Raw genomic sequence first — 18,921 nt, forward strand, 5'->3', positions numbered from 1 at the left:
CGCGGGCAAGCCTTGCCCCCACATGGGTTGTGTGGGGTGCCTTGGGCCTTCAGCGTCTATCGGCAACCACACCGATCAACACCAGCACCACCAACAGCACCGGCGCCAGGCTGTAGTTGTTGAACTGGCTCAGCCCGCGGATCACCCAGGGCGTCACGTAGATCAGCGCCGCGCCGCTGCCCACTGCACACACCAGCGCCATCACTGGCACCCGTAGCGCCCCGGCCAGTGCGCCCAGGCGGCCTTCGATCCAGCCTTTGAAATCGGCACCGAACAGCACCAGCAGGCATCCCACCAGCGCCAAGGCGATTTCCGAGATGTGGCTGCGGCTCCAGCGAGACATGGACGCCAGCAGGTCGAGAACAAAATCCATGGGTAATCCTTAGGTCAAGAAATACTGCAGCAGATCGTTGAGGAACAGCTGTCCCCGCGGGGTCGCAGCCAGGCGCGACGGTTCGACCTGCAAAAGGCCTTTTTGTTCGGCCTCGCGGCGCGCATCGGCCAGGCTGTGCAACGCCAGGCCGGTGCGCTGATGATAAAGCTCGGCCTCCACGCCATCGGTCAGGCGCAAGGCGTTCATCAGGAATTCGAACGGCAACTCGTCGTCGCTCAGCGCCTTGTTGCCCGCCTGAAACGGCTTGGCCGGATTCAGATAGTCCTTGGGCAGCCGGGTTTTCCAGGTGCGCAGGATGCGGCCGTCGGGGTGGCTGAGCTTGCCATGGGCGCCGGCACCGATCCCGATGAAATCACCGAAGCTCCAGTAATTGAGGTTGTGCCGCGCTGGGCGCCCTGGCTGCGCGTAGGCGGAGACTTCGTACTGGGCGAAGCCATGGCTGGCCAACAGCGCCTGGCCGGCCTCCTGGATGTCCCAGAGGGTGTCGTCTTCGGGCAGTAATGGCGGCTGATTCCAGAACACCGTGTTCGGCTCCAGGGTCAGCTGATACCAGGACAGATGAGTCGGCGCCATGGCGATGGCTTGGCGCAGGTCGCTCAAGGCGTCGTCGAGTGACTGATCGGGCAACCCGTGCATGAGGTCGAGGTTAAAATTGTCGAAGCCGGCCTTGCGCGCCATGTCAGCGGCGCGGATCGCTTCGTCACCGTTGTGGATGCGGCCCAGCGCCTGCAGCTTGGCTTCCTGAAAGCTCTGGATGCCGATCGACAGGCGATTGATGCCCAACCCCCGATAAGCGACGAACTTGTCCTGCTCGAAGGTGCCCGGGTTGGCCTCCAGGGTGATCTCGATGTCTGGCGCGAAGGGGATACGCTGCTCGACCCCGGCCAACAGGCGCCCCAATGCTCTGGCGCTGAACAGGCTGGGGGTGCCGCCGCCGAAGAAGATCGATGTCAGCGGCCGCCCGTAGACGGCCGGCAGGTCCTGATCGAGATCGGCCAGCAACGCATCCACGTATTCTTCCTCGGGCAACACCGCACTGGCCGTGTGCGAGTTGAAATCGCAATACGGGCATTTGCGCACACACCAAGGGATGTGGATGTACAGCGACAACGGCGGCAACTGTGCCAGCCCCGGACGCGGTGCCAGCGAGGAAAACCCGCCGGCGCTGGGGTGCAGGGTCTGGCTGTGGCCGGTCATTCGTGTTCCAGGCTCAAGCGCTGACGCAGGATGGCCATGGCCCGAGCACGGTGGCTCAGCAGGTTTTTCTCGCTGGGGCTCAGCTCGGCGCTCGAGCAATCGCGCTCGGGTACCCAGAACAACGGGTCATAGCCGAAGCCGTGGTCGCCGCTGGCCGCGTGCAGGATGCGGCCGTGCCACAAGCCTTCGCAGAGGATCGGCAGCGGGTCGTCGGCATGGCGCACCAGCGCCAGCACGCAGACGAACTGAGCGCCGCGTTCGGCCTCGGGCACGGCCTTGAGGGCGTCCAGCAACTTGGCGTTATTGGCCGCGTCGCCTTTGCCGTTGGCGTAACGCGCGGAATAGATGCCCGGCGCGCCACCGAGGTAGTCCACCGCCAGTCCGGAGTCGTCGGCCAGTGCCGGCAGCCCGGAAATACGCGCGGCGTTGCGGGCCTTGAGGATGGCGTTTTCGACGAACGACAGGCCGGTTTCGTCGGGTTCTACCTGGCTGAACTCGCCGATCGAGCGCAATTGCACTGCGTCGCCGAGCATGGCCTGGAGTTCCTTGAGCTTGCCGGCGTTGTGGCTGGCCAGTACGAGTTGCTTGAATTTCATGGGGTTGCCTGTAGCGAGGGGGCTTGCCCCCGAAAAATATTACAGACGATCAGTGCGCTAGACCGCGACCTGATGGGCCTGCAGCCCAGGGCTCTGGACCCGATAGATACCGATCTCCCCCAACAGATTAGGCCATAGCTTGCTGGCCCACCCGTGGCGATGCTGCTGATCGACGGCCAGGCGGTCGAGGACCTGCGCTGTGCGCTCCTGGCACAGCGCCTCGAAATCCTTGAAGGTGCAGAAGTGAATATTCGGCGTGTTGTACCAGGTGTACGGCAAGAATTCCGACACTGGCATCCTGCCCTTGCTTGCCAGATACCAGCGGCAGCGCCAGTGGCCGAAATTGGGGAAGGTGATGATGCACTGGCGGCCGACACGCAGCATTTCGTCGAGAATCCGGTCCGGATACTCCACCGCCTGCAGCGCCTGGGTCATGACCACCACGTCGAAGCTGTTGCTGGCAAAGTTGCCCAGGCCCTTGTCGAGGTCCTGTTCGATGACGTTGATGCCTTTGCGTACGCATTCGCTGATGTTGTCGGCATCGATCTCCAGGCCGTAGCCGCTGACCTGCTTGTGGTCGCGCAGCCAGGCCAGCAGTTCGCCGTCGCCGCAGCCCAGGTCGAGCACGCGGCTGCCGGCAGGGATCCAGTCCTGGATGATTTCTAGATCAGCTCGCATGGCAGCCTCAGAGTTCGATTCGGTTCATGTAGCGGGTGAACGCCTGCAGATAGCGCGGGATCGGAATCAGAAAGGCGTCATGGCCTTGCGGTGCATCGATCTCCAGATAGCAGACGTTCTTTTTCGCCGCCATCAGCGCATCCACCAGTTCCCGCGAGCGGGCCGGCGAGAAGCGCCAGTCGGTGGTGAACGACATCACGCAGAAATCCGCGGTGACATTGGCGAAGGTCTTGGCGAGGTTGTCGTTATGGGCCGCTGCTGGGTCGAAGTAATCCAGCGCTTTGGTCATCAGCAGGTAGGTGTTGGCGTCGAAGCGCCCGGAAAACTCTTCACCCTGATAACGCAGGTAGCTCTCGACCTGGAACTCGACGCTGTGAAAGTCGTAGTTGAGTTTTTCGCTCTTGAGCCCGCGGCCGAATTTCTCGCCCATGGAATCATCCGACAGGTAGGTGATATGCCCGACCATGCGCGCCAGCATCAAGCCGCGCTTGGGAATCACACCCAGTTCCTGGAACGACCCGCCGTGGAACTCTGGGTCTGTGAGGATCGCCTGGCGGGCGACCTCGTTGAACGCGATGTTCTGCGCCGAGAGCTTGGGCGCGGAGGCGATAGCCAGGCAGTGGCGAACACGATCCGGGTAGCTGATGGTCCATTGCAGCGCCTGCATGCCGCCCAGGCTGCCACCCACCACGGCGGCCCATTGGCGCACGCCCAGCAAGTCGGCCAGGCGCGCCTGGCTGTGAACCCAGTCTTCGACGGTGAGCACCGGAAAATCGGCGCCGAAGGGCTTGCCGATTTCCGGGTTGAGGCTGCTGGGGCCTGTTGAGCCGTTGCAGCCGCCCAGGTTATTGAGGCTGACCACGAAGAACTTTGTGGTGTCGATCGGCTTGCCCGGCCCGATGCAGCTGTCCCACCAGCCCGGTTTGCGGTCTTCGCTGGAATGAAAACCGGCCGCGTGATGATGGCCCGACAGCGCGTGGCAGATGAGCACGGCGTTGCTGGCAGCGGCGTTGAGCGTGCCATAGGTTTCGTAGATGAGGTCGTAGGCGGGCAGCGAACGGCCGCAGGCCAAGGCCAGGGGCTCGCTGAAGTGAGCCAGCTGAGGTGTGACTAATCCGACGGAATCTTCGGGGAAGACAGTGGGCATCGACCCTGCTCTCGCATAAATGAGGCGTAAGTCTAAAGACCGCTGCCCTTAGCGGCAAGCGATGCCGGTGGCCTGAGTGGCGACCCCATCTCCCTGTGGGAGCGGGCTCTGTCCGCGAAGCCTTTAACCGCTTCGCGGGCAGAGCCTGCTCTTACTGGGAGATGGGTGCTCGTCAAACCAGCAGGCGCAGGATATCCGGCATGCCGCTCATGGCCGCCAGGTTGTTGATCACCAGCATGTCCAGCAGCTTGAGCACCATGAATGCCAGGATCGGCGAGATATCCAGGCCACCAAGGCTCGGCACGACGCGGCGAAACGGCGCCAGCGCGGGCTCGCAGATCTGGTTGACCAGCTCGGCACCGGGGTTGTGGCTACCTTGAGCGACCCAGGAGAGGATCACGCTGATGATCATTGCCCAGAAGAAGATCTTCAAGAACAGCGCGGTCACGCCGATGATCGACCACACCAGCATCTGCACGGCCAGAGCGCCTGCCGACGGCGCGTAGGGAGGGCCGAAGGTACCGCCGGCCAGTAGATAGGTCAGGCTCATCAACAAGTATTGGACGACCAGCGCCAGGACCAGTGAGGACATGTCCAGGCCGAACAGGCTGGGGATTACCTTGCGCAGTGGCCGCAGCAGAGGCTGGGTGGCACGCACGATGAACTGGCTGAGCGGGTTGTAGAAGTCCGCTCGCACCAGTTGCAGGACGAAGCGCAGCAGCACGATCAGCAGGTAAAGGCTGCCAATGGTCTGAATTACGTAAATTGCAGCGGTGTTCAATCCAATCATCATCGACTCCTCAGTTGCCCAACTGCTCGGCGAGCTCTGCCGATCGGTGTGCGGCGGCGCTCAGCGCCTTTTCGACCAGTGCTTCGAAGCCATCGGCCTGGAAACTCTTGATAGCGGCTTCGGTGGTACCGTTTGGTGAGGTCACCCGGCGGCGCAGCTCGGCGGCGTCGACATCGCTGTTGATGGCCATATGCGCAGCGCCAAGGGCGGTCTGCAGGGTCAGCCTGGCGGCTGTTTCTGCCGGCAGGCCGAGCTTGACGCCGGCGGCGGTCATGGCTTCGATCAGCAGAAAGAAATACGCCGGACCGCTACCGGACACCGCAGTGACGGCGTCCAATTGCTGTTCTTCATCCAGCCACAAGGCCACGCCGACGGCCGACAGTAGCTCCTCGGCCTGCTGGCGTTGCTCTGCGGTCACCTGGGCGGTGGCGTACAGGCCGCTGACGCCCTGGCGTACCAACGCCGGCGTGTTGGGCATGCAGCGCACGATGGGGTGCTCGCCGAGCCAGCGGGTCATGCTGGCGCAGTTGATGCCCGCGGCCACAGAGACCAGTAGTTGGCCAGGCTGCAAGTGTGGGCGCAGGCTTTCGCACACGGCCTTCATTACCTGCGGCTTGACGGCAATCAGCACCACGTCGGCGCCGTCGATGGCCTGGGCGCTGTCGGCGAAAGTTTCAATGCCGTGCTCGGCGCTGATCCGCGCGCGGGTTTCCGCGCCCGGGTCGCAGGCGCGGATCTGCGTTGCTTCGACGCCTTGGGCACGCATGCCGCCAATCAGGCTGGCAGCCATGTTGCCGGCGCCAATAAACGCAATACGAGTCTTGCTCATGACTGATCCTTGAAAAGAAGGGGGGAGCGCATCATCAGGGCTGGCCATAGTCGCGGGCACCAAACAGCGCGGTGCCGACGCGCACCCAGGTCGCGCCTTGGGCAACGGCGGATTCCAGGTCGTGGCTCATGCCCATGGAAAGCGTATCTAGAGGTAGATCCAGTTCTTGCTGCAAGCGTCGGACCGTCGCGAAGGCCGCATCTTGTGCTGCGCGGTCCTCGGTGGGCTCGGGGATCGCCATGAGTCCACGTAGACGCAGGTTCGGCAGCGCCGCGATAGCGGCAGCGAGCGCAGGCAAGTCGGCCGCGCTACAGCCGGACTTGCTGGCCTCGCCACTGACGTTTACCTGAATGCAGATATTCAGAGGTGCCAAGCCGGCGGGGCGTTGTTCGGACAGGCGTTGGGCAATTTTCAGGCGATCCACGGAGTGCACCCAGTCGAAATGTTCGGCGATGGGCCGCGTCTTGTTTGACTGAATGGGGCCGATGAAATGCCAACTCAAGGGCAGGTCGGTCAATTGCGCCTGTTTTTCGAGGGCTTCCTGCAGATAATTTTCGCCAAAATCCTTGATGCCGGCGGCGTAGGCTTCGCGCACCGCCTCAGCGGGCTTGGTCTTGCTCACTGCCAGCAGGCCGACGGCGGCAGTTTCACGACCGGCTGCCTGGGCGGCTGCATAAATTCGCGCGCTTACCGATAAAACGTTGTCTGCTATCGTGGACATTGATTTTTGCCAGTGGATCCGAGGGTCTGCGGCATTCTACCTGCTTGTCCGTATTTGGGGAGTCTCATGGACATTACCGAGCTGTTGGCTTTCAGTGCGAAACAAGGTGCTTCCGACCTCCACCTGTCGGCCGGCTTGCCGCCGATGATCCGTGTGGATGGCGATGTGCGCCGCATCAACCTGCCGGCGCTGGACAAGAAAGCCGTCACCGACCTTATCTACGACATCATGAACGATCGCCAGCGCAAGGACTTCGAGGAGTTCATGGAGACGGACTTCTCCTTCGAGGTGCCGGGCGTGGCGCGCTTTCGGGTCAACGCGTTCAATCACAATCGTGGCGCGGGTGCGGTGTTCCGAACGATTCCGTCCAAAGTACTGAGTATGGAAGACTTGGGCATGGGGGATGTGTTTCGGCGTATTGCCGATGTCCCTCGTGGTCTGGTGCTGGTGACCGGCCCGACCGGTTCGGGCAAATCGACCACCCTGGCGGCAATCATTGACTACCTCAATGCCAACAAGCATCACCACATCCTCACCGTGGAAGACCCAATCGAGTTCGTCCACGAGTCGAAGAAGTGCCTGGTCAACCAGCGCGAAGTGCACCGCGACACCCTGGGCTTCTCCAATGCCCTGCGCTCGGCGTTGCGTGAAGACCCGGACGTGATCCTGGTGGGCGAGATGCGCGACCTGGAGACCATACGTCTGGCCCTGACAGCCGCGGAGACCGGTCACCTGGTGTTTGGCACCTTGCACACCACCTCGGCGGCGAAAACCATTGACCGGGTGGTCGACGTATTCCCGGCCGAAGAAAAGTCCATGGTTCGCTCGATGCTGTCGGAATCGTTGCAAGCGGTGATCTCCCAGACTCTTCTGAAGAAGATCGGTGGCGGGCGGGTAGCTGCGCACGAAATCATGATCGGCACTCCGGCCATCCGTAATTTGATCCGCGAGGACAAGGTGGCGCAGATGTATTCGGCCATTCAGACCGGTGGTTCGATCGGCATGCAGACGCTGGACGCCTGCCTGAAGGATCTGCTGAGCAAAGGGATCATCGCGCGTGAGAGTGCGCGGGAGAAGGCGAAGACGCCGGATAATTTCTAGAGGCAAAAAGCGAAAAGCTTCGCGGGCAAGGCTTGCTCCCACAGGTGTCTGACTCAGGACCAGTCAACGCTGTGGGAGCAAGGCTTGCCCGCGAAGCTTTTGATTTCAGCGTTGGCTCAGGCGCAACACGGGGGCTTGTTTCTGCTTGGGCAATACGCGCTTGGCGACGACGTAATGCTCATCCCAATACGGCTTGTCGAGCGTGTCGATGGACACGTTCTTGCCCGTGCGCGGGGCATGGATGAAGCGGTCGTTGCCCAGGTAGATGGCAACGTGGTTGACCTGGCGCCCTTCGATGTTGAAGAACAGCAGATCACCCGGTTTCAAGTCTTTGCGATCGACCTTCTGGCCGTGACCTTCGGCCATGGCGTTGGAGGTGCGCGGCAAGTCCACCGAACGTACATCCTTGAAGGCATATTTGACCAGCCCGCTGCAGTCGAAGCCTTTCTTCGGGGTGGTGCCACCATACACATACGGGGTACCGAGCATGTTCACGGCGCGGCTGAGGACTTCGCTGCTCTGCTTGGTGGACATCTGTGCGGCGGTGTTACGGGCCGACACCAGCGATTCGCTGTGCTTGCCGCGACGGATAGGCTGACTTGGGCCGTTCAACTGTGCAGAGAGTTCGGCAACCTTGGCGTCGATCGCCTCGTTGGCGGCCTGGGCTTCGGCAGCAGCCTCCAGTTTGTGCAGTTCTTTGTCTTTTACGCTGTTCTTCGCCAGAACAGGGGCCTTGTGCTTGGTGTTGCGAGCTTCGGTAGGTGTCTTGTGCTTGGCGGCTGCCGATGGCTTGGCAGTCTTGGTAGCGGTTTCGGTTTTAGCCAGCTTGATGTTCGGTTTGGTTTTCTCGTTTTTGGCCGTGTGACCGGCTGGTTCAGGAAGTCGTTGCTCACGGTTGGTGGCGTGGGCGGCCAGGGGCAATAATAGGCAGATGGTTAGCCATGTCTTGAAAAAAGGACGCATTTGGCAAGGCTCGTTTGGTTAGGCGCGAAACTTTATAACAGGTTTTTTTTCTGAATTAACCCCTTCATTCAGCGTCGAGGCTGTGTCAAAGACGTGCCATCACGGTGAAAAAGCTAACTGCGTGACCAGAGAGTCAGGTAAAACGCGGGTTTGACCGGGGTGTACGAGAAAATGACCACACGTCGGGGCAGGACAAAAAAGTCACAGAAATAATGAAAAAATTTAACTATCAGCTGTCTGGAGGTCTCCTATGAGTAGCTATCGTTCTTACCCGGTCACCCAGGATACCCATAGCAAGCTGCTCGGGTACCTGTTGTGGATTTTTGGTTTTACCGGTGCCCATCGCTTCTATTACGGCAAGCCAGTGACGGGCACGATCTGGTTCTTCACGTTGGGCCTGCTCGGAATCGGCTGGATCATCGACTTCTTCCTGATCCCGTCCATGGACCGGGAAGCGGACCTGCGCTTTACCCCTGGGCCGACGGATTACAGCGTGGCCTGGCTGCTACTGGCGTTTCTGGGTTTGTTCGGCGTGCACCGGATGTATCAGGGCAAATGGATCAGCGGGATAATTTATCTACTGACCGGCGGGTTGTTCTTTCTAGGGGTGCTGTATGACTTCTGGACGTTGAATGATCAAGTGTCGCTTTCCAATGCCCGGTCCGGGCGCTGAATAATGGGCGACCCCTCACCCCTGCGGGATCGAGCTCTGTCCGCGAAGCCGTTAAACGCTTCACGGGTAGAGCTCGAACCCACCGGGGAGTGGTGAATTATTGAGGACGGTCTCAGCCGCCGTGGCTGATATGCCCATCCACCAGGGTGTAACGCACCGCCCCCGGCAGGCAGTGGCCCAGAAACGGGCTGTTCTCGCCCTTCGACAACCAACGCTCGCCGGCCACGGTAGAGGCGTCCAGATCGAACAACACCAAGTCCGCCGCCGCGCCTGCTTTCAACTCGCCCGCTGGCAGGCGCAAGGCCTTGGCTGGGCCGGCGCTCAAGCGCGTCAGCAGTGTCGGCAAGTCCAGCAGGCCGTCGGCCACCAGCGTCATTGCCAACGGCAACAGCAGCTCGACGCTGCTGATGCCTGGCTCGGTCGCCCCGAACGGCGCCAGCTTGGCATCGCGTTCGTGGGGCTGGTGATGGCTGGAGATCGCTTGAATCACCCCGGCCTTTACCGCTTCGCGCAGGCCATCGCGGTCCTTGCGGGTGCGTAGCGGCGGTTGCACGTGGTAGAGGCTGGAGAAGTCGATCAGCGCCTCGTCAGTAAGGATCAGCTGATACAGCGCCACATCGGCCGTGACCGGCAAGCCGCGCGCCTGGGCATCGGCAATCAGCTGCACGCCGCGAGCGGTGGTCAGCTGGCTGAAGTGCGCACGCACACCGCTTTGCTCGACCAGCAGCAGGTCCCGGGCCAGGGCCACGGTCTCGGCGGTTTCGGGAATCCCCGGCAGGCCGAGGAAGCTGGCGGTCGGGCCTTCGTGGGCGAGGCCGCCCTGAGCCAGATCACGGTCCTGGGAATGGAAGATCACGGTCAGGTCGAAGGTGGCGGCATATTCCAGCGCCCGGCACAGCGTGCGGGTGTTGTGGAAGCTTTGCAGGCCGTTGCCGAAGGCGACGCAACCGGCATCGCGCAGGGCGACCAGCTCGGCCAGTTGCTCGCCTTCCAGCCCCTTGCTCAGCGCACCGATGGGGAACACCTTGCAGTGCCCGGCCTCGCGAGCGCGGTCGAGGATCAGCTCGGTCACTGCCGAGGTGTCCAGCACCGGGCGCGTATGCGGTGGGCAGCACAGGCTGGTCACGCCGCCAGCCGCCGCGGCGCGGGTTTCACTGGCAATAGTGCCCTTGCGGCTGTAACCCGGCTCGCGCAGGGCGACGCTGAGGTCGACCAGGCCAGGGGCGGCTACCAGGCCCTTGGCGTCGAGTTGCTGGCTGGCGTTGAAACCGGCCGGCGCGGCGCCGATGGCGACTATCTTGCCTTCGCTGATGTGCAGATCGCTGATGCTGTCCAGGCCGCTGGTGGGGTCGATGACACGGGCCCCGAGGATGCTGAGACTCACTGCACGTTCTCCTGCTCGAATTGACGCTGGGCGGTTTGCCCGCTCATGGCCATGGACAGCACCGCCATGCGCACCGCGATGCCATAGGTGACTTGGTTGAGAATGACCGAATGGGGACCGTCGGCCACCGCCGATTCGATCTCGACACCGCGGTTGATCGGCCCTGGGTGCATGACGATGGCATCCGGCTTGGCGCCGGCGAGGCGCGCGGTGGTCAGGCCGAACAGGCGGTAGAACTCGCCCTCGCTCGGTAGCAGGCCACCCTGCATGCGTTCGCGCTGCAGGCGCAGCATGATCACCACGTCGACGTCCTTGAGGCCTTCCTCGAGGTTGGTGTAGACCTTGACGCCGTACTGCTCGATGCCGATCGGCAGCAGCGTCTTGGGGGCGACCACGCGGATGTCCGGGCAGCCCAGCGCCTTGAGGGCGAGCATGTTGGAGCGGGCGACGCGCGAGTGCAGGATATCGCCGACGATGGCTACCGAGAGGTTCTCGAAGCTGCCCTTGTGACGGCGAATGGTGAGCATGTCGAGCATGCCCTGGGTCGGGTGCGAATGGCGGCCGTCGCCACCGTTGATGATCGCTACCTCGGGGCACACGTGCTCGGCGATGAAGTGCGCGGCACCGGAATCGCCATGGCGGACCACGAACATGTCGGCGGCCATGGCTTCGAGGTTGCGCAGGGTATCGAACAGCGTCTCGCCCTTGCTGGTCGAGGAGGTCGACACGTTCAGGGTGATGACATCGGCCGACAGGCGCTGGGCGGCCAGTTCAAAGGTGGTACGGGTGCGCGTGGAGTTCTCGAAGAACACGTTGCACACCGTTTTGCCGCGCAGCAGCGGGACCTTCTTGACCGCCCGCGCGCCGACTTCGAGGAACGAGTCGGCGGTGTCGAGGATTTCGGTCAGCAAGGCCTTGGGCAAACCGTCGAGCGAAAGAAAATGCCGCAGCTGACCGTGGTCGTTGAGCTGCAGCGGGCGCTTGGCGTCAATGGGCGTCATCGCGTGGGGACCCTTAAAGGCTGGAGGCGGAGGCGAGGTCCTGGCGCTCGAGGGCGAGCGGTGAGGGGCCGGACAATTTTACCCGTTCGTGGGCGGCCAGCGACAGTGTCGCGCCGACGATATTGGGCCGAATAGGCAACTCGCCAGCATCAAGGTCAAGCAGCGATACCAGGGTCACGCTGGCGGGGCGGCCATAATCGAACAGCTCGTTGAGGGCCGCGCGGATAGTGCGACCGCTCATCAAGACATCGTCGATCAGCACCAGATGCTGGCCTTCGATCTCGAACGGCAGCTCAGAGGGGCGCACTTGCGGGTGAAGGCCGTTCTGGCTGAAGTCGTCGCGATAGAACGACACGTCGAGGGTGCCCAGCGGCGCCTCGCTGTGCAGCTCGGCCAAAAGCGCCTGGGCAACCCAGACGCCGCCGGTGCGGATGCCGATGTACCGTGGCTCGCTGATCTCGCGCTTGGCCAGATGGGCCTGCAGGTCGATGGCCATCTGACGGATCAGATCGGCGGGGTTGGGAAGGCTCATGGGTACTCCTGAAAGGCGCCGGGCATCGATTCACACCGGGCGAAATATTTTCACTCCTGAGCCGGCCCCCAGGTTCAGGGGAGCACGGCCGCAGGAAGTGTGGCTTCTGAAAATAGCGCTCAGGCGCCTAGCTGATCGGCGTTGGCCTCGAGCCAGCCTTGCAAGAGCAGGGCGGCGGCGATGGCGTCCACCGGATTGTCGCGGTAACTGCCGCGCTGCCCGCCGCGGGCCATACGCTCGCCCTTGGCCTCGAAGGTGGTCAGGCGTTCATCGTGGGTGTGCACGGGAATGTTGTAGCGGCCGTTGATGCGCCTGCCGAATTTTTCGGCGCGTTCGCTCATGTCGCTGGGGCTGCCGTCCATGTTCAACGGCAAGCCGACGACAATTGCATCGGGCTTCCATTCCTTGATCAGTGCTTCGACCTGGTTCCAGTCCGGCACGCCGTTCTGCGCCTTGAGCGTGCACAGTTCGCGGGCCTGGCCGGTGATGACCTGGCCGACCGCGACGCCGATCTGTTTGGTGCCGTAGTCGAAACCCAGTAGCAGACGAATGGCCATCAGGCGTGCCCTGCCTGTGAGGTCAGCAGGCTGAGGTTGATCCCCAGGCTGCGCGCCGCCGCATCCAGACGCAGCTCGCTGGTGGTGCCGAACAGGATATCGGCGTCGAAAGGGCAGGTCAGCCAGGCGTTGTCGGTCAGCTCGGCTTCCAGCTGCCCGGCTTCCCAGCCGGCATAGCCAAGGGTGATCAGGCTTTGCTTGGGGCCCACGCCGTCAGCGATGGCGAACAGCACGTCCTGAGAGGTGGACAGGGCAATATCGCCCAGATCGACGGTCGCCTGGTACTTGGGCCCCAGGCTGTGCAGCACGAAGCCGCGGTCGGTCTGCACCGGGCCGCCCATATAGATAGGCACGTACTGGCAGCTCACCGGCGGATCGATTTCCGGTCGCAGCTGCTCGAGGATGTCCGCCAGATTGAGCGACTGCGGGCGGTTGATCACCAGGCCCATGGCGCCATTGGCGCTGTGCTCGACGATGTAGGTCAAGGTGTGGGCAAAGTTCGAGTCGGCCATGTGCGGCATGGCGATCAGGAACTGATGCTTGAGGTAACTGGGTTCGACTTTTTTCATGGCATGTAGTGTGGCGTTGACCCGACCACCTGACAAGCTGGCAGATGCTTCAGCGTGTGAGGGGTTCAGTTGCTGGAAAGACGATCACCCTTGGCGAAACGCCAGGTACGTATGATTTCGAGCCGGTCGACGTCGGAAAGGTCCCCAGTGAACGGTTGGAAAGGTGCCGCCAGGCGCACGATGCGCTGCGCGGCCTGATCCAGCAGCGGTTGCCCGGACGACTCCAGCACCAGCACTTCATACAGCGAGCCGTCGCTGTTGATCGAGACCATCAGCCGCAGGCTGCCGTAGATCTGCTGGCGACGTGCCTCTTCAGGGTAGTTGAGGTTGCCGATGCGCTCGACCTTCTTGCGCCATTCGTCTTTATACCAGGCACCCTTGTCATGCATGGTCGAGGCAGCGCTCAGGCGATGGATGCGCGGGCGCTTGGCGTAGGCCTGCTGCTCCTGGGCCAGTTCGGCCTCGAGGCTGGCGATTTCGTTGGACTGCTCGGTATTCTCGAAATCCGGGGTGTTGGTCTTCGGCGTCTCCTGCGGTTTGACCTGATCGGGCCGCGCTTCGGTCTTTTGTGGCTGCTGCGCGCGGGTGGCCACGGCCTTGCGGGCTTGCGGGGTGTCCGGGTTGACCAGCGGTTTGGGCGTGGGCGGCGGCGTGACCTTGTTGATGGCTTCGTCCTGGAACGGCGCGATCTCGGTGGTCTTGGGCAGCGCTTTGGCGTCGAGCGTGCCGCTGCCTTCCTGATTGTCCTGGGCGAGGTAATCGGCCTTGTCCGGCGCCTTGGCGCTCTTGAACGGTGCCAGGGTGATTTCCAGCGTGCGTGAAATCTCGCTCGGCGGGGTAACGGCAAAGCTCACGCCGAGGATCACCGCCACGTGCAGCAAGGCCGCCACCATCAGGGTGAACCCCAGACGGTCGGCCGGACGTACGCGCGAACGCGGGGCCTTGGCTGACGCAGGTGCAGGATTGGCAGGCACGGGGGCAACGCGTTTCATCGGTTATCCATTATCCACCGCTCCTGTGGGAGTGGGCTGTGCCCACGAATGGCGCGGTGCGGTGTCATGTCGGGCCTCTTCGCGGGCAAAGCCCGCTCCCACAGAAGCGGTGTTCCTTGAAGGGTTCAGCGAGCCTTCAGCTTTTGATCAATGGCGTCCATCAACTGCACGCCGATGCGGGTGCCGAAGGCATTGTCGATCTCGCGGATGCAGGTCGGGCTGGTGACGTTGATTTCGGTCAGGTGCTCACCGATCACATCGAGGCCGACGAACAGCAAGCCTTTCTCGCGCAACGTCGGGCCGACCTGGGCGGCGATCCAGCGATCACGGTCGGTCAGCGGCCGTGCTTCACCCCGTCCGCCAGCCGCCAGGTTGCCGCGGGTCTCGCCGGCCGCCGGAATGCGCGCCAGGCAGTAGGGCACGGGCTCGCCGTCGATCATCAGGATGCGTTTGTCGCCGTCCTTGATCGCCGGCAGATAGGCTTGGCCCATGGTCTGCTGCGTGCCGTTGACGGTCAGGGTTTCGAGGATCACCGAGAGGTTCGGATCGCCTGAGCGGTGACGGAAGATCGAGGTGCCGCCCATGCCGTCCAGCGGCTTGAGGATCACATCGCCATGCTTGGCCACGAACTCGCGCAGCACATCCGCGCGGCGGCTGACCACCGTGGGCGGCGTGCACTGCGGGAACAGCGTGGCGAACAGCTTCTCGTTGCAATCGCGCAGGCTCTGTGGACGGTTGACCACCAGCACACCCTCGCGCTCGGCTTGTTCGAGCAGGTAGGTGGAGTAGACGAATTCGAGATCGAAGGGCGGGTCCTTGCGCATCAGGATGACGTTGAGGTCGGCCAGCGGCGCGTCGGATTCGGCGTCGAGCTCGAACCATTTGTCCGGGTTGGCGAACACTTTCAGGGGGCGCATCCGCGCGCGGGCCTGGCCGTCGCCCTGATAGAGGTCCTGGATCTCCATATAGAACAGCTCCCAGCCGCGCTCCTGGGCGGCCAGCAGCATGGCCAGCGAGCTGTCCTTCTTGTAGGAGATCTCGGCGATCGGGTCCATGACAATTCCGAGGCGAACGCTCATGGGTAATTCCTCTTGTCGGCAATGCCTGAATAGGGCGTGAAAAGTGGCGTCAGGGTGGCGCTGACGGCCGCTGCGGTCAAGGGAAAACCGCAGGCCAGCGTGGTTGATGGAATGCCTTCCCCGAGTGTGTTAAAAATGCTGGCAATACACACAGGCCCCTTGTGGACTCAGGTCCGCGGCCCGGCCTGGCTCGCCAGCATGCTGGCCATCACCGTCGAGCACTCATGGAACAGCATCAGGGCACCTTGAATCCGGGCGTGAAGGTCATGGTGATCGATGACTCCAAGACCATTCGCCGTTCTGCACAGGCATTGCTCAAGGACACCGGTGTCGAGGTCATCACTGCGGTGGACGGCTTCGACGCCCTGGTCAAGATCATCGATAATGCCGTGCATATCATTTTCGTCGACGTCATGATGCCGCGCCTCGACGGCTACCAGACCTGCGCCTTGATCAAGCACCACAGTGCCTTGATGGCGACGCCGGTCGTGATGCTGTCGTCGCGCGACGGGGTGTTCGACAAAGCCCGGGGGCGCAGCGTCGGCTCCGAGCAGTTTTTGACCAAGCCTTTCAGCAAGGAAACCCTGCTGGGTGCGATCCAGGCCCATGTGCCCGGCTTCACCGTTGCAGCGCAACCCGCGCCCTGACAGGGGCTGAACGTGTCACGACGTCTTATCAAGTATGGGGAACAGCATGGCTCGAATTCTGATCGTCGATGACTCGCCGACCGAGATGTACAAACTCACCAGTATCCTGGAAAAGCACGGCCACACCGTGCTCAAGGCCGAGCACGGCGCCGATGGCGTGGCCCTGGCCCGCCAGGAAAAACCCGATGCGGTGCTGATGGACATCGTCATGCCCGGCCTCAACGGTTTTCAGGCGACCCGGCAACTGACCAAGGACCCGGAAACCAGCCACATTCCGGTGATCATCATCACCACCAAGGATCAGGAAACCGACAAGGTCTGGGGCACGCGCCAGGGCGCCCGTGACTACCTGACCAAGCCGGTCGATGAAGACAGTCTGATCAGGACCCTGAACGCCGTCCTCGCAGGCTGATGGGTGTCGAAGTTGCAAGCGCGTACCGCGTTCGACCTGCTGCTGGCCATCGATCAGCGTTGTCGCGCCCACGCTGCCGGGCTGCCGTCCCAGAATGCGCCTGCGCGGAGCTGGAGCGGTATCGGTTTCCGCCTGGCCGGGCACTGGCTGGTGGCGCCCATGCAGGACATCGCCGAGGTCCTGCGTGAGCCGCAGCTCACCCGCCTGCCCGGGGTCAAGCCCTGGGTCCTGGGCATGACCAACCTGCGCGGCCGCTTGCTGCCGGTCATGGACCTGTGCGAGCTGCTCGATGTCGAGCCCTCCGGTGCGCGGCGGCGCCGGGTGCTGGTGGTCGACCACGCCGAGGTGTTCGCGGGCCTGGTGGTCGATGAAGTCCTGGGTCTGCAGCATTTTCCTCGGGAGAGCCTCGAGCCCGCCGCGCCCTTGCAGATCCGTGCGGCCATGGCCCCCTTCGTCCAGGGGCATTTTCAGCGTGAACAGGTGTGGAGCGTCTTCAGCCTCCAGGCCTTGGTGCAGTCAGTGGAGTTTCGTGATGTCGCGCTTTGAGCCGATCGCCAACCGTCGACGCCGGAGGTTGCCATGATGGCGGCCGTGACCGGCAACTCGCTTCAGGGCTCGCGCAGCAGTGCGCAGATCGCCGGGCTGTTCGTGGCCCTGATCATCTTCATCATGTTGCTGTTCGCCAACTTCGCCTACCTCAACACCCAGTCCAATTACGACAAGCAGTACATCGGCCATGCCGGCGAGCTGCGGGTGCTGTCCCAGCGCATCGCCAAGAACGCCGGGGAAGCGGCGGCAGGCAAGGCTGATGCGTTCAAGCAATTGGGCGACGCGCGCAATGAATTCGATCGGCGTTGGGGCTATCTCAAAGAAGGCGACAAGCGCACCGGCCTGCCCTCGGCGCCGCCGGAAGTGCGCGACGAGATGAAAACCGTCCAGCACGACTGGGAGAGCCTGCGCAAGAACACCGATACCATCCTCGCCAGCGAGCAGACCGTGCTGTCGTTGCATCAGGTCGCCGCGACCCTGGCCGAAACCGTGCCGCAACTGCAGCGCGAGTCCGAGCGAGTGGTGGAGATCCTCCTCCAGCGCGGCGCGCCGGCCAGTCAGGTGGCACTGGCGCAGCGTCAGTCGCTGCTGGCCCAGCGCATCCTCGGCTCGGTCAATACCGTGCTGGGTGGCGACGAGAACGCCGCCCAGGCCGCAGAATCCTTCGGCCGCGATGCCACGCGCTTCGGCGTGGTGCTCAATGGCATGCTCAGCGGCAATGTTGGCCAGCGCATCGCTCAAGTGCAGGATGCCGATGCTCGCGCGCGTCTGCAGGAAATCTCCGAGTTGTTCGAGTTCATCTCCGGCTCCGTGGATGAAATCCTCGCCACCTCGCCCGAGCTGTTCAAAGTGCGGGTGGCCGCCAACAATATCTTCACGATGTCCCAGACCCTGCTGGACGAAGCCTCGCGGCTGGCCACCGGCTTCGAGCACCTGGCCGGGCGGCGTTCGCTGGACACCATCGGCGGTTACATCCTCGGCCTGCTGGCCTTGCTCTCGATCATCTTCATCGGCCTGGTGATGGTGCGCGAGACCAACCGCCAGCTGCGTGAAACGGCGCAGAAGAACGAGCGCAACCAGAACGCGATCATGCGCCTGCTGGACGAGATCGAAGACCTGGCCGACGGCGACCTCACCGTCACCGCGTCGGTGACCGAGGACTTCACCGGTACCATCGCCGATTCGATCAACTATTCCATCGATCAACTGCGCGACCTGGTGGCGACCATCAACCACATCGCCGAATCGGTGGCCAGCGCCGTGCAGGACACCCAGACCACCGCCAAGCAGCTGGCCAAGGCCTCCGAACACCAGGCCGCGCAAATCACCGACGCCTCCATGGCCATCAGTGACATGGCGCAGTCCATCGATCACGTATCGACCAACGCCTACGAGTCGGCCAAGGTCGCCGAGCGTTCGGTAGCCATCGCCAACAAGGGCAACGAGGTGGTGCACAACACCATCCACGGCATGGACAACATTCGCGAGCAGATCCAGGACACTTCCAAGCGGATCAAGCGTCTGGGCGAGTCTTCCCAGGAAATCGGCGACATCGTCAACCTGATCGACGACATTGCCGACCAGACCAACATCCTCGCCCTCAACGCCGCCATCCAGGCGTCCATGGCCGGTGAGGCCGGGCGCGGGTTTGCGGTGGTCGCCGACGAGGTGCAGCGCCTGGCCGAGCGCTCGTCCTCGGCCACGCGACAGATCGAGACTCTGGTGCGGGCGATCCAGGCCGACACCAACGAGGCGGTCATCTCCATGGAGCAGACCACCGCCGAGGTGGTACGCGGTGCGCGCCTGGCGCAAGATGCCGGGGTAGCGCTGGAAGAAATCGAGAACGTCTCCCAAGACCTCGCCGCCTTGATTCAAGGGATTTCCAACGCGGCGCAGCAGCAGACGTCGTCGGCGGGGCAGATATCCCATACCATGGCGGTGATCCAGCAGATCACCAGCCAGACCTCGGCGGATTCCACCACCACCGCCGAAAGCATCGGCAATCTGGCCCGCATGGCCAGCGAGATGCGCCGTTCGGTCTCGGGTTTCACTTTGCCGCCGCCCTCCGATGCACGTTGATGCAGGCGTGTGGGTCGAGAGGAGCAGGCAG

21 protein-coding genes and 1 pseudogene are annotated in these 18,921 nt (G+C 62.9%); 6 read left to right on the plus strand and 16 right to left on the minus strand.

Features of this window, described 5'->3' with window-relative positions; all coding sequences use genetic code 11:
- Positions 1 to 49 precede the first annotated feature (49 nt).
- From LIX93_RS18360 to LIX93_RS18395, 8 genes are all read right to left on the minus strand, one after another.
- Positions 50 to 373, minus strand: coding sequence for a DUF3392 domain-containing protein (locus tag LIX93_RS18360; RefSeq protein WP_226505475.1), 324 nt, complete (start codon positions 371 to 373; stop codon positions 50 to 52).
- Between the two features lie 9 nt (positions 374 to 382).
- Positions 383 to 1,591 carry a radical SAM family heme chaperone HemW gene (hemW, locus tag LIX93_RS18365; protein ID WP_226505476.1) on the minus strand — a complete coding sequence of 403 codons (1,209 nt, stop codon included), beginning with the start codon at positions 1,589 to 1,591 and terminating at the stop codon, positions 383 to 385.
- Positions 1,588 to 2,187, minus strand: coding sequence for an RdgB/HAM1 family non-canonical purine NTP pyrophosphatase (gene rdgB, locus LIX93_RS18370; protein ID WP_226505477.1), 600 nt, complete (start codon positions 2,185 to 2,187; stop codon positions 1,588 to 1,590). The genes hemW and rdgB overlap by 4 nt, the downstream gene beginning before the upstream one ends.
- 57 nt (positions 2,188 to 2,244) lie before the next feature.
- A complete protein-coding gene (gene metW, locus LIX93_RS18375) occupies positions 2,245 to 2,865 on the minus strand; it encodes a methionine biosynthesis protein MetW (protein ID WP_226505478.1) in 621 nt (206 codons plus the stop codon).
- Positions 2,866 to 2,872: 7 nt separating this feature from the next.
- The gene (locus tag LIX93_RS18380; protein WP_226505479.1) at positions 2,873 to 4,012 is read right to left on the minus strand and encodes a homoserine O-acetyltransferase; all 1,140 of its coding nucleotides are present in this window, start codon (positions 4,010 to 4,012) and stop codon (positions 2,873 to 2,875) included.
- A 172-nt stretch (positions 4,013 to 4,184) separates the two neighbouring features.
- Positions 4,185 to 4,802, minus strand: a complete 618-nt coding sequence (locus LIX93_RS18385; protein ID WP_226505480.1) for a YggT family protein — start codon at positions 4,800 to 4,802, stop codon at positions 4,185 to 4,187.
- A 10-nt stretch (positions 4,803 to 4,812) separates the two neighbouring features.
- Entirely contained in the window at positions 4,813 to 5,631 is an 819-nt protein-coding gene (gene proC, locus LIX93_RS18390) for a pyrroline-5-carboxylate reductase (protein ID WP_226505481.1), read from the minus strand.
- 34 nt (positions 5,632 to 5,665) lie between these two features.
- Positions 5,666 to 6,352: a YggS family pyridoxal phosphate-dependent enzyme gene (locus LIX93_RS18395; protein ID WP_226505482.1), complete on the minus strand. Its 687-nt coding sequence runs from the start codon at positions 6,350 to 6,352 to the stop codon at positions 5,666 to 5,668.
- 66 nt (positions 6,353 to 6,418) lie between these two features.
- Between LIX93_RS18395 and LIX93_RS18400 the strand changes: the two genes are divergently transcribed.
- Positions 6,419 to 7,453 carry a type IV pilus twitching motility protein PilT gene (locus LIX93_RS18400; protein ID WP_226505483.1) on the plus strand — a complete coding sequence of 345 codons (1,035 nt, stop codon included), beginning with the start codon at positions 6,419 to 6,421 and terminating at the stop codon, positions 7,451 to 7,453.
- Between the two features lie 105 nt (positions 7,454 to 7,558).
- On the opposite strand, the pseudogene LIX93_RS18405 reads toward LIX93_RS18400, so the two are convergent.
- Positions 7,559 to 7,987 (minus strand): annotated as a pseudogene (locus tag LIX93_RS18405) (C40 family peptidase); the annotation flags it as partial.
- A gap of 679 nt (positions 7,988 to 8,666) precedes the next feature.
- Here LIX93_RS18405 and LIX93_RS18410 point away from each other — a divergent pair.
- Positions 8,667 to 9,089 carry an NINE protein gene (locus LIX93_RS18410; protein WP_226505484.1) on the plus strand — a complete coding sequence of 141 codons (423 nt, stop codon included), beginning with the start codon at positions 8,667 to 8,669 and terminating at the stop codon, positions 9,087 to 9,089.
- Between the two features lie 112 nt (positions 9,090 to 9,201).
- On the opposite strand, the gene LIX93_RS18415 is transcribed toward LIX93_RS18410, so the two are convergent.
- From LIX93_RS18415 to gshB, 7 genes are all read right to left on the minus strand, one after another.
- The gene (locus LIX93_RS18415; protein WP_226505485.1) at positions 9,202 to 10,473 is read right to left on the minus strand and encodes a dihydroorotase; all 1,272 of its coding nucleotides are present in this window, start codon (positions 10,471 to 10,473) and stop codon (positions 9,202 to 9,204) included.
- Positions 10,470 to 11,474, minus strand: coding sequence for an aspartate carbamoyltransferase catalytic subunit (locus LIX93_RS18420; RefSeq protein ID WP_226505486.1), 1,005 nt, complete (start codon positions 11,472 to 11,474; stop codon positions 10,470 to 10,472). The genes LIX93_RS18415 and LIX93_RS18420 overlap by 4 nt, the downstream gene beginning before the upstream one ends.
- 13 nt (positions 11,475 to 11,487) lie before the next feature.
- Positions 11,488 to 12,006, minus strand: coding sequence for a bifunctional pyr operon transcriptional regulator/uracil phosphoribosyltransferase PyrR (gene pyrR, locus LIX93_RS18425; RefSeq protein ID WP_226505487.1), 519 nt, complete (start codon positions 12,004 to 12,006; stop codon positions 11,488 to 11,490).
- A 119-nt stretch (positions 12,007 to 12,125) separates the two neighbouring features.
- The gene (ruvX, locus tag LIX93_RS18430; RefSeq protein ID WP_226505488.1) at positions 12,126 to 12,563 is read right to left on the minus strand and encodes a Holliday junction resolvase RuvX; all 438 of its coding nucleotides are present in this window, start codon (positions 12,561 to 12,563) and stop codon (positions 12,126 to 12,128) included.
- Positions 12,563 to 13,132: a YqgE/AlgH family protein gene (locus LIX93_RS18435; RefSeq protein WP_226505489.1), complete on the minus strand. Its 570-nt coding sequence runs from the start codon at positions 13,130 to 13,132 to the stop codon at positions 12,563 to 12,565. The genes ruvX and LIX93_RS18435 overlap by 1 nt, the downstream gene beginning before the upstream one ends.
- A gap of 65 nt (positions 13,133 to 13,197) precedes the next feature.
- Positions 13,198 to 14,124, minus strand: coding sequence for an energy transducer TonB (locus LIX93_RS18440; protein ID WP_346015229.1), 927 nt, complete (start codon positions 14,122 to 14,124; stop codon positions 13,198 to 13,200).
- A 125-nt stretch (positions 14,125 to 14,249) separates the two neighbouring features.
- A complete protein-coding gene (gene gshB, locus LIX93_RS18445; protein WP_226505490.1) occupies positions 14,250 to 15,203 on the minus strand; it encodes a glutathione synthase in 954 nt (317 codons plus the stop codon).
- Between the two features lie 224 nt (positions 15,204 to 15,427).
- Here gshB and LIX93_RS18450 point away from each other — a divergent pair, with 224 nt between their 5' ends.
- The 4 genes from LIX93_RS18450 to LIX93_RS18465 are packed head-to-tail and all read left to right on the plus strand — an operon-like array spanning position 15,428 to position 18,890.
- A complete protein-coding gene (locus tag LIX93_RS18450; protein WP_226505491.1) occupies positions 15,428 to 15,850 on the plus strand; it encodes a response regulator in 423 nt (140 codons plus the stop codon).
- A 46-nt stretch (positions 15,851 to 15,896) separates the two neighbouring features.
- A complete protein-coding gene (gene pilH, locus LIX93_RS18455; protein ID WP_226505492.1) occupies positions 15,897 to 16,262 on the plus strand; it encodes a twitching motility response regulator PilH in 366 nt (121 codons plus the stop codon).
- 3 nt (positions 16,263 to 16,265) lie between these two features.
- Positions 16,266 to 16,808, plus strand: coding sequence for a chemotaxis protein CheW (locus LIX93_RS18460; RefSeq protein ID WP_226505493.1), 543 nt, complete (start codon positions 16,266 to 16,268; stop codon positions 16,806 to 16,808).
- 33 nt (positions 16,809 to 16,841) lie between these two features.
- Positions 16,842 to 18,890 carry a methyl-accepting chemotaxis protein gene (locus LIX93_RS18465; RefSeq protein ID WP_226505494.1) on the plus strand — a complete coding sequence of 683 codons (2,049 nt, stop codon included), beginning with the start codon at positions 16,842 to 16,844 and terminating at the stop codon, positions 18,888 to 18,890.
- Positions 18,891 to 18,921 lie beyond the last annotated feature (31 nt).

It is taken from the genome of Pseudomonas sp. MWU16-30317, from assembly GCF_020515695.1.
Classification (GTDB): Bacteria; Pseudomonadota; Gammaproteobacteria; order Pseudomonadales; family Pseudomonadaceae; genus Aquipseudomonas.